At 55.6% G+C, this 14,421-nt stretch carries 12 protein-coding genes; 5 read left to right on the top strand and 7 right to left on the bottom strand.

The genetic code is table 11. The annotated features are described in order from the left end of the window. Positions 1-278: 278 nt before the first annotated feature. From typA to fabY, 5 genes are all read left to right on the top strand, one after another. Positions 279-2,102, top strand: a complete 1,824-nt coding sequence (gene typA / locus FOV68_RS21905; RefSeq protein WP_010258429.1) for a ribosome-dependent GTPase TypA — start codon at positions 279-281, stop codon at positions 2,100-2,102. 210 nt (positions 2,103-2,312) lie between these two features. After that, complete coding sequence (yihX, locus tag FOV68_RS21900; protein ID WP_039387160.1) at positions 2,313-2,909, top strand: glucose-1-phosphatase; 597 nt, start codon at positions 2,313-2,315, stop codon at positions 2,907-2,909. A 3-nt stretch (positions 2,910-2,912) separates the two neighbouring features. Then, on the top strand, positions 2,913-3,782 hold the full coding sequence (locus tag FOV68_RS21895) for a virulence factor BrkB family protein (RefSeq protein ID WP_010672108.1): 870 nt from the start codon (positions 2,913-2,915) through the stop codon (positions 3,780-3,782). Then, on the top strand, positions 3,779-4,216 hold the full coding sequence (gene dtd, locus FOV68_RS21890; RefSeq protein WP_022624890.1) for a D-aminoacyl-tRNA deacylase: 438 nt from the start codon (positions 3,779-3,781) through the stop codon (positions 4,214-4,216). Before FOV68_RS21895 ends, dtd begins: the two co-directional genes overlap by 4 nt. 56 nt (positions 4,217-4,272) lie before the next feature. Further along, complete coding sequence (gene fabY, locus FOV68_RS21885; protein ID WP_010258423.1) at positions 4,273-5,220, top strand: fatty acid biosynthesis protein FabY; 948 nt, start codon at positions 4,273-4,275, stop codon at positions 5,218-5,220. Between the two features lie 33 nt (positions 5,221-5,253). Here the strand turns inward: fabY and FOV68_RS21880 are convergent, their stop codons facing one another. From FOV68_RS21880 to gmk, 7 genes are all read right to left on the bottom strand, one after another. Then, positions 5,254-6,933 (bottom strand): AsmA family protein, encoded by a 1,680-nt coding sequence (locus FOV68_RS21880; RefSeq protein WP_143991541.1) that lies wholly within the window; start codon positions 6,931-6,933, stop codon positions 5,254-5,256. 118 nt (positions 6,934-7,051) lie between these two features. Further along, complete coding sequence (locus FOV68_RS21875; protein ID WP_010258420.1) at positions 7,052-8,425, bottom strand: NCS2 family protein; 1,374 nt, start codon at positions 8,423-8,425, stop codon at positions 7,052-7,054. 104 nt (positions 8,426-8,529) lie between these two features. Continuing rightward, positions 8,530-10,608, bottom strand: a complete 2,079-nt coding sequence (gene recG, locus FOV68_RS21870; protein ID WP_010258417.1) for an ATP-dependent DNA helicase RecG — start codon at positions 10,606-10,608, stop codon at positions 8,530-8,532. After that, on the bottom strand, positions 10,605-11,303 hold the full coding sequence (gene trmH, locus FOV68_RS21865) for a tRNA (guanosine(18)-2'-O)-methyltransferase TrmH (RefSeq protein ID WP_031591913.1): 699 nt from the start codon (positions 11,301-11,303) through the stop codon (positions 10,605-10,607). Before trmH ends, recG begins: the two co-directional genes overlap by 4 nt. A 2-nt stretch (positions 11,304-11,305) precedes the next feature. Then, on the bottom strand, positions 11,306-13,414 hold the full coding sequence (gene spoT, locus FOV68_RS21860; RefSeq protein WP_010258411.1) for a bifunctional GTP diphosphokinase/guanosine-3',5'-bis pyrophosphate 3'-pyrophosphohydrolase: 2,109 nt from the start codon (positions 13,412-13,414) through the stop codon (positions 11,306-11,308). Between the two features lie 20 nt (positions 13,415-13,434). After that, positions 13,435-13,710: a DNA-directed RNA polymerase subunit omega gene (rpoZ, locus tag FOV68_RS21855; RefSeq protein ID WP_003851346.1), complete on the bottom strand. Its 276-nt coding sequence runs from the start codon at positions 13,708-13,710 to the stop codon at positions 13,435-13,437. A gap of 54 nt (positions 13,711-13,764) precedes the next feature. Then, complete coding sequence (gene gmk / locus FOV68_RS21850; RefSeq protein WP_143991540.1) at positions 13,765-14,388, bottom strand: guanylate kinase; 624 nt, start codon at positions 14,386-14,388, stop codon at positions 13,765-13,767. Positions 14,389-14,421 lie beyond the last annotated feature (33 nt).

The raw sequence follows: 14,421 nt of genomic DNA, 5'->3' as shown, positions 1-14,421 counted from the left end.
TGTGCCAACTTTTTTGATGTTGCTTAAATCGCCTTGTGGTGCACCTTTTTGTCATAAAGCGGCTGCACCATGATCGTTTTATTGCACCACTGTGGTGCTAAACGGCCATCTGGTGGCACTGTTTTGGTGCATCAGACCAACTTAGTGCATTTTCTGCACCGGTAACAGGGCAAATTGGCCTCCATGCAATAAACTTTCAGTGAAAAGTGTGATCGTGTTCAGTCTTCCGCTTAATCAGTGTACAATAACGCGCTATTTCTAATGCCTGAGGCAAAGCTGTGATCGAAAATTTGCGTAACATCGCCATCATCGCGCACGTTGACCATGGAAAGACCACCCTGGTTGACAAACTGCTGCAACAATCCGGTACTTTTGATGCCCGTACCGAAGCAACAGAGCGCGTGATGGACTCCAATGATTTGGAGAAAGAGCGTGGGATTACCATCCTCGCAAAAAACACCGCCATTAAGTGGAATGACTACCGTATCAACATCGTTGATACCCCGGGACACGCCGACTTCGGTGGTGAAGTTGAGCGCGTCATGTCCATGGTGGACTCGGTGCTGCTGGTTGTAGATGCGATGGATGGCCCTATGCCGCAAACCCGCTTCGTGACCAAAAAAGCGTTCGCGCATGGTCTGAAGCCGATTGTGGTTATCAACAAAGTAGACCGCCCTGGTGCGCGTCCGGATTGGGTTGTTGATCAGGTATTTGACCTGTTCGTTAACCTGGATGCTACTGATGAGCAGCTCGACTTCCCTATCATTTTCGCCTCTGCGCTGAATGGTATTGCAGGTCTTGAGCACACCGACATGGCTGACGATATGACCCCGCTGTATCAGGCGATCGTCGACCACGTTGCACCTCCGCAGGTTGAGGCTGACGCCCCACTGCAGATGCAAATCTCTCAGCTGGACTACAACAACTACCTCGGCGTGATCGGCATCGGCCGTATCAAGCGCGGTAAAGTTAAGCCTAACCAGCAAGTCACTATCATCGATAGCGAAGGCAAAACCCGTAACGGTAAAGTCGGTAAAGTCCTGACTCACCTGGGTCTTGAGCGTATCGACAGCGACCTGGCAGAAGCGGGCGATATCATTGCTATCACCGGTCTGGGCGAGCTGAACATCTCTGACACCATCTGTGATCCACAGAATGTGCAGGCGCTGCCAGCACTGAGCGTCGATGAGCCAACAGTTACCATGTTCTTTAACGTCAACACCTCACCGTTCTGCGGTAAAGAAGGTAAGTACGTGACTTCACGTCAGATCCTTGAGCGTCTGAACAAAGAACTGGTTCACAACGTGGCATTGCGCGTTGAAGAAACCGAAGATGCTGACGCGTTCCGCGTATCAGGTCGTGGTGAGCTTCACCTGTCAGTTCTGATCGAAAACATGCGTCGTGAAGGTTTCGAACTGGCGGTATCCCGTCCGAAAGTTATCTTCCGCGAAATCGATGGCCGTAAACAGGAGCCATTCGAGAACGTTACGCTGGATATCGAAGAGAACAACCAGGGTTCAGTCATGCAAGCCATGGGTGAGCGTAAGGGCGATCTGAAAAACATGGATCCGGATGGCAAAGGTCGCGTACGTCTCGACTACGTGATCCCAAGCCGTGGCCTGATCGGCTTCCGTAACGAATTCATGACCATGACTTCCGGTACCGGTCTGCTCTACTCTACCTTCAGCCACTACGATGACATTCGTGCGGGCGAAGTGGGCCAGCGTCAGAACGGCGTACTGATCTCCAACGGTCAGGGTAAAGCAGTTGCGTTTGCACTGTTCAGCCTGCAGGACCGCGGTAAGCTGTTCCTGGGTCACGGTGCAGAAGTCTATGAAGGCCAGATCATCGGTATTCACAGCCGTTCTAACGACCTGACAGTTAACTGCCTGACCGGTAAGAAACTGACCAACATGCGTGCTTCAGGTACTGATGAAGCCACGACGCTGGTTCCGCCAATCAAGATGACCCTTGAGCAGGCGATCGAGTTCATCGATGATGACGAACTGGTAGAAGTTACACCACAGTCAGTGCGTATCCGTAAACGTCACCTGACTGAAAACGACCGTAAACGTGCATCACGTGGTCCTAAAGACGCATAATTGCGCCTTTAGCTGATAAAGAGCCCCGCCTGCGGGGCTTTTTTTTTGCCTGAAATTCCTGCCTCTTCAGCCGGGCCAGCGATTATTTGTGGGATATGTCGCGCTTTTTAGCTGCCCGCTGCCGTTTACGCTTTTCTCTCCGCGAGTGCCTGTTCAGCCTGCCCTTTTGCCGCTAGAGTGAATACTCCAGGGAACAGAAGGAGACACACCATGCTGTATATCTTTGATTTGGGCAATGTGATTATCGATATCGACTTTAACCGCGTGCTGGGTGTCTGGAGTGACCTTAGTCGTGTGCCGCTGGCCTCGCTGCAAAGCCATTTCCAGATGGATGAGGCGTTTGAACAACACGAACGTGGCGAGATCAGCGATGAAGATTTCGCGCTGGCGCTGTGTGAAAAGCTGGAAATCGCGCTGAGCTATGAACAGTTTGCCGCTGGCTGGCAGGCGGTATTCGTTGACGTGCGTCCGGAAATCCTGGCGCTGATGAACCGGCTGCGGCTGGAAGGTCATCGGGTGGTGATTCTCTCTAACACCAACAAACTGCATTGCGAATTCTGGCCAACGCAGTATCCGGACGTGCAGCAGGCAGCCGACAAGCTCTATCTCTCCCAGCAGCTGGGCATGCGTAAACCGGAAGCCCGCATTTACCAGCATGTGCTGGACGCAGAAGGTGTGGCAGCCGATCAGGCGGTATTTTTTGACGATAATCCACAGAACATTGAGGCGGCCCGCGCCCTGGGTATTGAAAGTGTACTGGTTACTGACAGTAAAACGGTACCCAACTGGTTTGCAGGTCAACAGTAATTCATGATGTCACGTAAATTTCGTCCCGGGCTGCATGCGTTCTGGTTGTGGCTTAAGCTGTTGTGGAAACGCATTGATGAGGATGGCATGACGACCCAGGCCGGTAATCTGGCTTATGTCTCATTGCTGGCGCTGGTGCCGCTGATTGCGGTGGTGTTTGCCCTGTTTGCGGCGTTTCCGGTCTTTTCAGATATCAGCGTGCAGTTGAAGCACTTTGTCTTTACCAATCTGATGCCGGCTGCAGGTAACACGCTGCAACGCTATCTTGAGCAGTTTGTAGCTAACGTAAACCGGATGACGGCGGTCGGAGCGGTCGGCCTGATTGTTACCGCCTTACTGCTGATGCATTCCGTCGATACCGCGTTAAACACCATCTGGCGCAGCAACAAGAAGCGGCCGATGGTCTATTCCTTTGCGGTCTACTGGATGATCCTGACACTTGGCCCGTTACTGGCCGGAGCCAGTCTGGCAATCAGCTCTTATCTGCTGTCGCTGCGCTGGATTAACGCGACAGGCGTCACCAGCCTGGTCGATCAGATGCTGCGAATTTTCCCGCTCCTGCTGTCGTGGCTCGCCTTCTGGTTGCTCTACAGCATCGTTCCTACCCAGCGAGTGCCGCCGCGCGATGCGCTGATTGGCGCGCTGGTTGCCGGTGCGCTGTTTGAGCTGGGCAAAAAGGGCTTTGCGCTCTATGTTACTATGTTCCCCTCTTATCAGCTGATCTACGGCGTACTGGCCGTGATCCCCATTCTGTTTCTCTGGGTCTACTGGACCTGGTGTATTGTGTTGTTAGGCGCTGAAATAACCGTTGCGTTAGCCGACTATCGGCAGTTAAAGCAGCAACACAAAGAGGAGCAACGCGAGGAAACATGATTGCATTGATTCAACGCGTACAGCGCGCCAGCGTCAGCGTCAATCAGGAAGTGGTCGGTGAAATCGATGCCGGTTTACTGGTTTTGCTGGGCGTGGAAAAGGGCGATGACAACGCGCGTGCGGAACGTCTCGCAGAACGCGTATTGGGCTATCGCATCTTTAGTGATGAGCAGGGCAAAATGAACCTGAGTGTTCGCCAGGCGGGTGGAAGCGTGCTGGTGGTGTCACAGTTTACGCTGGCCGCAGATACCCAAAAAGGGATGCGTCCTTCCTTTTCGGGTGGCGCCGAGCCCGCTGAAGCCGAGCGGCTGTATGAATATTTCAGCGACTGCTGTCGCAAGCAGGGCATCACCACGGCTAATGGCCGTTTTGCTGCGGATATGCAGGTCTCGCTGGTGAATGATGGTCCTGTGACGTTCTGGTTACAGGTTTGAGAACGTCAGCTGAGCGGCAGGGAACAGGCCACACATCCGAGCGGGAGAAACATTACATGTATCACCTTCGCGTGCCACAGACGGCGGAAGAGCTGGATATCTATTATCAGTTCCGCTGGGAGATGTTGCGTAAACCTCTGCGTCAGCCGCAGGGGTCGGAACGTGACGCCTGGGATGCGCTGGCGCATCATCAGATGGTGGTTGATGAGCAGGGAAATCCGGTCGCCATCGGCCGTCTCTATATTAATGCCGACAATGAGGCCGCTATCCGCTTCATGGCCGTTCATCCTTCGGTTCAGGGCAAGGGACTGGGTACTCTGGTGGCGATGACGCTGGAATCCGTGGCGCGTCAGGAAGGGGCTAAGCGGGTAACCTGCAGCGCCCGCGAAGATGCTGTCGCTTTCTTCGCTAAACTCGGCTACATCAATCAGGGCGAGATTACCGCGCCGCAGACGACGCCGGTTCGTCACTTTTTGATGATCAAACCGGTCGTCACGCTTGACGATATCCTACATCGCGCCGACTGGTGCGGTCAGCTGCAACAGGCCTGGTATGATCATATCCCGCTCAGCGAGAAGATGGGCGTTCGTATTCTGCAGTTTACCGGGCAAAAATTTATCACCACCATGCCTGAAGCGGGCAACCAGAATCCACACCAGACGCTGTTCGCTGGCAGCCTGTTTTCGCTGGCAACGCTGACCGGCTGGGGATTAATCTGGTTGCTGCTGCGCGAGCGTCATCTGGGTGGCACCATTATTCTGGCGGATGCGCACATTCGCTACAGCCACCCCATCAGCGGACGGCCTGGCGCGATTGCCGACCTGGGCTCATTAAGCGGCGATCTCGACCGCCTGGCGCGCGGGCGTAAAGCGCGTGTGCAGCTTGAGGTCGAGCTTTTTGGCAATGATGAGTGTGGCGCTGTGTTTGAAGGGGTCTATATCGTCCTGCCCGCCGATCCGGATGGGCCGCTGGAAGAGGGGGGTTCCGGCGCGCGTATCAACTAATCATAAGGGCCGCATCTGCGGCCCTTAATGTTATCAATGTACCTCGCCTGCCTGCATGGTCTGCTGCAGTTGCTGACTGTCGGTTGTCACCGACAAACTGCCATTAACCGTCGGGCGCAGCGGCTGATTGGCGGTTAATGCACCGCTCAGCTGCAGTTGCATATTGCTGTCACCGGTTAACGGCAGTGCGGGCCATCCCCAGTTCTGCAACACATTCACCGGCACAGCACGACCTGTCAGTTGCAGCGTCAGCGGACGGGCTGGCTGCTGGCCTACGGTGGCCGTTCCTTCGAGCAGACCCTTATTACTGAACGCACTCAGCTCCGTAACCTGAATCTGCTGCTGGTCAGCGCTCAGCGCAATCGACGGATGACGCAGGTCGGTGCGATTAAAGGTTGATTCTGCCGCGTTCAGGCTGAGCTTACCCGACCAGATCCCCCACTGCTGCTGCTGCGCCAGCAGCAGGTTTTCACCGGATCCATCCAGTGAGGTCAGCTGGAAGGGAAAAGCCGGATTGATATCGATAATCAGGGTGCGATTAGAGGTGAAGCGCGTCACCGCTACGCTATCCAGCCACGCGGGCAGTGTCGCCTGCCAGCGGTCGCGCCAGTCCTGCGGCAGGGTATATTCCAGTCCGGCCACCGCCAGGTTTTTCAGTGTCAGGCGTTTATCGCTACGCGACCAGTCACCGTCAGCCCGAATCACCCCATTCGCCCAGCGTGAACTGAACTGCGTCAGCGCCACGCCCTGCGGTGAGAAGTCCAGGTTAACGATGGGGTCATTTAGTTCGAATCCACCGTTGATAAAATTGCTGGCATTCAGCGCCAGCGAACCATCGTTACTCTGCCAGTCATCACCCTGCCAGTTAACGTTTCTCAGCGTCAAATCCAGATCCGTTACCGCCCAGTCAGGCCCCTGCAGGCGGGCATCGGTCATGTCGAGTCGCGTAATGGCAATAGAGGGGACAACCTGCAGGCTATGCAGAAAATCTTTCAGGCTGCTGGTGGTCTGCAGACGGATGTCGTTCAGTCGCAGCTGATTAATTTTCCAGTTGCCCTTGGCATCGCGCTCACCGTTGCCGGTCATAGAGCCACGCGCCAGGTCGGCACCAATATTGTCAAAGCGCATCCGACCCTGGGAAACACTGCCCTGGATCAGTACGTTTTCACCCGGCACATTATTCAGCGTCATGCTGCCTGCACTCATCTGGAAGCGGGCATCGCGACCCAGCATATCAAGGGCAGTGGGTTTCCACGGCAGGATGCCGCCATTCACCTGCTGAGCAAACAGCGGTAACGCGCTGTTGGGGCTGTCGATACGCATATTGTTGAGTTGCAGGCGATCGGCCTGAATCGGTAGCGCGCTGCCTGCTGCCAGATTGGCCAGATTCACTTCTCCATCGCGCAGCTCAAGGCTGCTGAAATGTAGCGGATCGCTGAACTGAATCAGTGCCAGACCGAGATCGACCCGTTTCGCCACCAGAACTGCAGGCTGTCCATCGTGACCAAAGCTGAAGTCATCCAGAATGATGTGAGAGGGAGAGGAGAAATTGTGTTCAATTTTACTCAGGGAGAGATGCCATTCGGTTTTGTCACTCACCCAACGGCTAAACCAGCCTGCACCCCACTGTGTCTGCAACAGAACATAGATCACGACCAGGGTGAAAAGCAGCAGCAAAAGTAAGGTGAGGAAAAACTTTCCAATAAATTTCATAGCATCCTTCCCGAGTTAAATCCGGTGAGAGGTTGTTATGCCTGAATTACCGTTACAGCTCAACAGCCTGGATGTAAATCCGAATAATTAGCAGGCAGGCCGAAGCCTGCCTCTGGCCTTACTTCTCTGGCGGAAAAATCAGGTTGAGTACGATAGCGGTAATGCCGCCCGCCGCAATACCGGAAGAGAGCAGGGTTTTCAGCCAGTCAGGCGCAAACTGCAGGATCAGCGGCTGCTGGGAAACGCCCAGGCCCACCGCCAGCGACAGCGCAATAATCATGATGGCACGGCGGTTAAGCGGCTCGCGTGACACAATGCGAACACCCGAGGCGGCGATGGTGCCGAACATCACAATGGTGGCGCCGCCGAGTACCGGTTCAGGGATCATCTGCACCAGTCCGCTGACCGCCGGGAACAGCCCCAGCACAATCAGCATCAGCGCGACAACAAAGCCCACGTAGCGGCTGGCAACACCGGTCAACTGGATCACGCCATTGTTCTGACCGAAGCAGGAGTTCGGGAAGGTATTAAATAGCGCGGAGACAAAGGAGTTGAGGCCATTCGCCAGCACGCCGCCTTTCAGGCGTTTCATATAGAGGGGGCCGCTGACCGGCTGCTCTGACACATCCGAGGTGGCGGTGATATCGCCGATAGTCTCCAGAGAGGTCACCATAAACACCAGCATCAGCGGGATGAGCAGATTCCAGTCGAAGCCCAGCCCGTAATAGAGCGGGGTCGGCACCACGATCAGCGGCTGATCGGTGGGGATGCCGGCGGCAGGCAGCATGCCCATCGCCCAGGCCAGCAGATAGCCCACGGCCATGGCAATGACCAGGGAGGCAACGCGCAGGTAGGGATTCTTCTGCCGGTTAAGTAGCACGATCACCAGCAGCACAGCCCCTGCCAGCATCAGATTTTTCGGCGCACCAAAAGTATGATCGTTAATTGCGCTGAAACCGCCGCCAATGGAGGTCAGCCCCACCTGAATCAGCGACAGGCCGATAATCATCACCACGATACCGGAAACCAGCGGCGTAATGATCCGGCGCGCCAGGTGCAATACGCGTGACAGCACCATTTCGGTACAGGAGGCGACCATCAGCGTGCCAAACAGCGCCGCCATCATGGTGGGCACGTCAGCGCCGCCATTTTTTAGCGCCATGCCGCCCATAATCAAGGGCGTAACGAAGTTGAAGCTGGTGCCCTGAATCGACAGCAGGCCCGAACCCACCGGTCCCCATGTTTTGATTTGCAGCAGTGATGCCACACCCGATGCAAACAGCGACATGCTGATCACGTGCCGGGTATCCTCTGCGGGCAGCCCTAACGCCTGACAAATCAGAATCGCGGGGGTAATGACCGCGACAAACATCGCCAGCAGATGCTGACCGGCGGCAAACAGCGTTTGCGGCAGGGGAGGACGATCTTCAAGACGATAAATCAGTTCGCTTTGCGTGGCGGAAGGCTGTTCTGGCTGCGGATTAGTGGACATCTTCTGTTCTTCCCAAAAAATAATGTGGCGATTGTAATCATCCGCAGGCTAAAAGCAATCGTTTGCCCGGCGAGGATAAAAAAGCCGAATCAGATGGGGATCATTCAGACGTTGGTATAACGGGTATTCTCTGGCAGCCAGCGTTCAATCAATGCGCTGGCCTGCTCGGGATAATGCTGGTGGATGTGGCGCGCCACACGCTGAACTTCGGGCACCATCGCCGCATCGCGCAGCAGGTCGGCCACTTTAAATTCGGCATTGCCGGTCTGACGGGTGCCCAGTAGTTCACCCGGCCCGCGAATCTCCAGATCGAACTGGGCAATGACGAAGCCGTCATTGCTGTCGCGCAGTACCTGTAAACGCTTCTGCGCCGTCTTGCTCAGCGGCGCTTTGTAGAGCAGTACACAGTGTGATGCCACGGCACCACGACCCACACGGCCCCGCAGCTGATGCAGCTGCGCCAGCCCTAACCGCTCCGGGTTTTCGATGATCATCAGGCTGGCATTCGGCACGTCCACGCCGACCTCAATTACGGTCGTCGCCACCAGCAGCTGCAGTTCATTCGCTTTAAACGCCTGCATTACCGCCTGTTTTTCCGCTGGCTTCATCCGGCCATGCACCAGCCCGATGTTTAAGTCCGGCAGCGCAGTTTTCAGGGATTCCCAGCTGGCTTCTGCCGCCTGTGCTTCCAGCAATTCTGACTCTTCAATCAGGGTACAGACCCAGTAGGCCTGTCGCCCTTCACGGCAGGCATGCTCAACCCGCGCCACAATCTCATCACGTCGGGTATCGGGAATAGCCACCGTGGTCACCGGTGTACGTCCCGGCGGCAGCTCATCAATGGTTGAGGTATCGAGATCGGCATAAGCAGTCATCGCCAGGGTGCGTGGAATTGGTGTGGCGGTCATGATCAGCTGATGCGGATGGAAGCCCTGCTCCTCACCTTTCTCCCACAGCGCCAGTCGCTGGTGGACGCCGAATCGATGCTGCTCATCAATAATGACCAGTGCCAGACCGTTGAACTGCACCTGCTCCTGAAACAGGGCATGTGTGCCCACCACCATCGCCACCTGACCGCTGGCTATCGCTTCCTGCTGAGCCTGGCGGGCTTTGCCTTTCTGTTTTCCGGCCAGCCAGCCCACTTCAATGCCCAGCGGCGCAAACCACTGGCGGAAGTTACTGGCGTGCTGTTCAGCCAGCAGTTCGGTCGGCGCCATCAGGGCTACCTGCTTACCATGTGCGATAACGTTCAGCGCCGAAAGCGCGGCGACCAGTGTCTTACCCGAGCCGACGTCACCCTGCACCAGCCGCATCATCGGAAAGTCATTTGCCAGATCTTTCTCTATCTCCGCCACCACGCGTTTCTGCGCATTGGTCGGTGAAAAGGGCAGCGCAGCCAGCAACTGGTCACTAAGGTTGTGCCGGGGAAGCATCGGTAAAGCGTAATAGCGCTGAGCACCGGCGCGTACCGCCAGCATGCTGAGGTTGTGCGCCAGCAGCTCTTCCAGAATCAATCTGCGTTGTGCCGGATGACGACCACTCTCCAGCTCGCTGAGTTTTAGATCGGGTGGTGGACGATGCAGCGTGCGGAGCGCATCTGGCAGGCTGATCAAACCGCCGCTCAGTTCCTGCGGCAGCAGTTCGGCAATCGGGCAGCTCTCCAGCAGCGTCAGTGCCTGATCGGTGAGATTACGCAGCGTGGCCTGCCGAATACCTTCGGTGGTGGGATAAACCGGCGTTAAGGTCTCTTCCAGCGTCACATTGCTCTGTTCGCCCTGGATTCGGTATTCGGGATGGATAATCTCAGCGCCACGCTGACCGCGTTTAATTTCACCATACGCGGTGACGCGCCGGCCCGGCGACAGGTTGTTCTTCATCCCGGCATTGAAATTAAAGAAGCGCATCGTCAGTACGCCGCTGCCATCGCTAATCTGACACACCATCATCCGGCGGCGACCAAAGGTGATATCTGTGTGCAGCACTTCGCCTTCTACTGTGGCCCAGATACCGGGCAGCAGATCATCAATGGCATAGAGTTGGGTACGATCTTCGTAGCGTAGCGGGAGATGAAGCAGGAGATCCTGAATGGTATGCAGGTCAATTTTGGCCAGCTTTGCCGCCTGGCTGGCACCGACGCCGGTCAGGGTACTGAGCGGGATGGCATCCAGCAGACGGCCTTTCATCTTCTTTTACCGGTCGATTGCATGGTTGCCCACCAGCTGGGATCGGCTTCAACTTCGCCCTGCGCATTGATGCGCGGATAGGGTAAACCTTTCTGTTTTGCGACCCGCGCCAGCACCGGGAATCCGCCTTCGAACAACAGACGTTGCTGCTCATCTTCGTCCAGCAGGCTGTAGTCGCGCAGGTACAGACCCGCGTTCTGCCGCTGCCGCTGTGCTTCATACAGGATCAGCGCGCAGGCGACCGAGACATTCAGCGACTGCACCATACCCACCATCGGAATCACAATCTGCCGATCGGCCAGCGCCAGCGCTTCTTCGGTGATGCCGGTTTTTTCCTGGCCCATCAGGATGCAGGTCGGAAGGGTATAATCGATCTCACGGAAATCCACGGCATCGGCAGAGAGATGGGTCGCTAAAACCTGCATCTTCTGTTGTTTGAGCTCTTTTACAGCATCGCCGATGGTGGGATGGGTGACCACTTTTACCCAGCTGTTGCTTCCGGCAGATGCGGAAGCCTGAGTGCGCATCCGCTGGCTCGGCCAGACGGCGTGCACTTCGTGGATGCCGACGGCGTCCGCCGTGCGGATCACCGCGGAAACATTGTGCGGCTTATGCACCTGCTCCATACAGACCGTGAGATCGTGCTGGCGTAGTGCCAGCATCGCCTGAATCCGGGCAAATCGTTGATCGTTCATGCCTAATTACGGTTACGATGGACTTTGATCACATCCGGCATCACGCGAATTTTACGCATGATATTCGCCAGATGGACGCGATCACGTGCGGTCAGGCGGATAAAGGCGCTGTAAACGCGCCCATCACGCTCTTCGGTATTCAGGCTCTGAATATTGGAACCGGCCGTGTTGATTGCCGCTGTCAGGTTAGCCAGTGCGCCCTGATGGTTAAACATGTCGACTTTGATTTCCGCCACGAACTCCTGCTCGGTGACTTTATCCCACTCGACCGGCATGAATTTTTCGGGCTCTTTCTGGTAGCCGCGAATATTCCGACAGGATTCATGATGCACCACCAGCCCTTTGCCGGGACTGACATGGGCAACAATCGGGTCACCGGGAATCGGACGGCAGCATTTGGCGAAGGTAATCAACACGCCATCTGCACCTTTGATCGGCAGTTTACCGCGCTTGCTGTTGCTGCTGATGGCGTTGCTGTCAGCCTGCAACAGGTTCTTCGCCACCACCACGCTCATCGCATTGCCCAGACCGATTTCTGCCAGCAGATCGTCAAGCGAGGTCAGCTTCATACGATCCAGCTCCTGCCTGATATTCTCAGGCGGGATCTCAGCCAGTTTACGGCTGCCGCCCAGCGCATGGCTGAGCAGGCGGCGACCCAGATTGACGGAGTCTTCGCGCTTGAGGTTTTTCAGCAGCTGACGAATTTTTGCGCGGGCTTTGGAGCTGACGACAAAGTTGAGCCAGGCGGCGTTAGGACGGGCGCCTGGCGCAGTGATGATCTCAATCGTCTGACCGCTGGTCAGGGTTTGCGACAGCGGATAAGGCTGGCGGTCAACGCGTGCGCCAACGCAGGCATGGCCGATATCGGTGTGGACCGCATAAGCGAAGTCCACCGGCGTCGCACCGGTTGGCAGCTCAACAATGCGGCCTTCAGGTGTAAAGACGTAGATCTCATCGGGAAAGAGATCGGACTTCACGCTTTCAATAAATTCAAACGAACTGCCCGCACTCTGTTGCAGCTCCAGCAGGCTTTGCAGCCAGCGCTGAGCGCGAATCTGTGCGGTGGTGCCACTTTCGCCCGCCTGTTTATAAGCCCAGTGCGCAGCGACCCCCATTTCCGCCATCTGATCCATATCCTCGGTGCGAATCTGTACTTCGACCGGCACGCCGTGCGGACCAATCATTGAGGTATGGAGCGACTGATAGCCGTTCGCTTTGGGGATGGCGATGTAATCTTTGACGCGGCCCGGACGCGGTTTATACAAACTGTGCATCTGGCCCAGAACGCGATAGCAGGTATCCAGATCTTTCACGATGACGCGAAAGGCATAGATATCCATGATCGAGTGAAAACGCTGCTCTTTCAGCGTCATTTTGCGGTAAATCGAGTAAAGATGCTTTTCACGCCCGCTGACGCGGCAGGGAATGCCCGCTTCCTGCAAACGGCCATCGATCTCAGAAAGAATCTTCTGGATCATCTCTTTACGATTACCGCGCGCGGCTTTCACCACCTCTTTAATGACCCGATAACGGTTCGGATAGAGGGCCTCAAAACCGAGCTCTTCCAGCTCCGTTTTAAGATGATGAATACCCAGGCGGTGCGCCAGCGGACTGTAAATCTCTAACGTTTCCAGCGCGATGCGGCGACGTTTGTCCGGACGTAATGCGCCGAGAGTGCGCATATTGTGGGTACGGTCAGCCAGCTTGATGAGAATGACGCGGATATCCTGCACCATCGCCATAATCATCTTGCGGAAGTTCTCTGCCTGCGCTTCTTTCTTGTCGCGGAATTTCAGCTTATCCAGCTTGGAAACGCCTTCGACCAGTTCCGCCACGCTTTTACCGAACAGTTGTTCCATGTCCTGGTAAGTGGCAGGCGTATCTTCGATCACGTCATGCAGCAGCGCGGCCATGAGAGTTTCATGGTCGAGCTTCATTTCCGCCAGAATACAGGCCACGGCAACCGGATGGGTGATATAAGGCTCACCGCTGGAGCGTGTCTGTCCCTCGTGGGCATCACGTGCGACAAGGTAGGCTTGCTGGAGGCGCTTGATCTGCTCCTCTGGCAAGTATTTTTCAATCAGTTGATTGAGACTTTCAAACAGATACAAGGGCGACCTGCAGGTGGCTGTTAACGACGACCTTCAGCGATAGCGGTAACGGCCTGTAACTCAGCGGCTTCCTGCTCTTGCTGTTCCTGACGATCACGCACATCTAAAATCTGATTGGTGACCAAACCTTCTTCGATTTCGCGCAGGGCGATAACGGTAGGTTTATCGTTCTCTTCCGGAACCAGTGGATCTTTGCCGCCTACCTGCATCTGACGTGCACGACGTGCAGCGACCAACACCAGGTCAAAACGATTACCAACTTTTTCTACTGCGTCCTGAACGGTTACGCGTGCCATAGGTGTGCTACTCCACAGATGAAGAAATGACTGCGCATCATACTGAAACTGTATTCAGACTGCCAACAGTTTGCTGATTAAAGCATCGTGACGCGCCTTCTGACGCGCCATACGCAGACGTTCTGCGCGAATAATGGTTTTCAGATCGGACAGCGCCAGATCGAAATCATCATTCACAATTAAATAGTCGTACTCAGCGTAGTGGCTCATTTCCGCTACCGCCTGAGCCATGCGGCGCGTGATCACCTCTTCGCTGTCCTGGCCACGACCGCGCAGACGGCGATCGAGCTCTTCTTTCGAAGGCGGCAAAACAAAGATGCTGCGTGCGCCAGGCATTTTGGTGCGAATTTGCTGCGCACCCTGCCAGTCGATGTCGAGAAACACGTCAACGCCGGTTGCCAGCACCTGCTCAATAGCATGGCGCGAAGTACCGTAATAGTTGTCGAAAACTTTGGCATGTTCGAGGAAAGCCTCTTCCGCGATCATCTGCTCAAATTCATGTTTCTCAACAAAAAAGTAATGTTCGCCATGGGCTTCACCCGGACGCATACCGCGCGTCGTGTGCGAAACAGAGACCTGCGTATCATACAACGGCTGGGTCTTTAACAGCGCCTGAATCAGGCTGGATTTACCTGCGCCGCTGGGAGCAGAAACAATATAGAGCGTGCCTTGAGCCATGGTTTTCTTGAATTGATTAAAAGCGGAGTCGAT

The sequence above is a fragment of the Pantoea sp. paga genome, assembly GCF_007558755.1.
GTDB lineage: Bacteria > Pseudomonadota > Gammaproteobacteria > Enterobacterales > Enterobacteriaceae > Pantoea > Pantoea agglomerans.
Note: the sequence above shows the minus strand (reverse complement) of the source record. Positions and strands in the feature narration are given on the sequence as shown.

What these genes read in the sequence shown, in the direction of transcription:
- recG (WP_010258417.1), bottom strand. Translation starts at nt 10,608, where the DNA reads ATGAAAGGCCGTCTGCTGGATGCCATCCCGCTCAGTACCCTGACCGGC.
- gmk (WP_143991540.1), bottom strand. Translation starts at nt 14,388, where the DNA reads ATGGCTCAAGGCACGCTCTATATTGTTTCTGCTCCCAGCGGCGCAGGT.
- FOV68_RS21875 (WP_010258420.1), bottom strand. Translation starts at nt 8,425, where the DNA reads ATGTCCACTAATCCGCAGCCAGAACAGCCTTCCGCCACGCAAAGCGAA.
- FOV68_RS21880 (WP_143991541.1), bottom strand. Translation starts at nt 6,933, where the DNA reads ATGAAATTTATTGGAAAGTTTTTCCTCACCTTACTTTTGCTGCTGCTT.
- FOV68_RS21895 (WP_010672108.1), top strand. Translation starts at nt 2,913, where the DNA reads ATGATGTCACGTAAATTTCGTCCCGGGCTGCATGCGTTCTGGTTGTGG.
- dtd (WP_022624890.1), top strand. Translation starts at nt 3,779, where the DNA reads ATGATTGCATTGATTCAACGCGTACAGCGCGCCAGCGTCAGCGTCAAT.
- yihX (WP_039387160.1), top strand. Translation starts at nt 2,313, where the DNA reads ATGCTGTATATCTTTGATTTGGGCAATGTGATTATCGATATCGACTTT.
- rpoZ (WP_003851346.1), bottom strand. Translation starts at nt 13,710, where the DNA reads ATGGCACGCGTAACCGTTCAGGACGCAGTAGAAAAAGTTGGTAATCGT.
- fabY (WP_010258423.1), top strand. Translation starts at nt 4,273, where the DNA reads ATGTATCACCTTCGCGTGCCACAGACGGCGGAAGAGCTGGATATCTAT.
- trmH (WP_031591913.1), bottom strand. Translation starts at nt 11,303, where the DNA reads ATGAACGATCAACGATTTGCCCGGATTCAGGCGATGCTGGCACTACGC.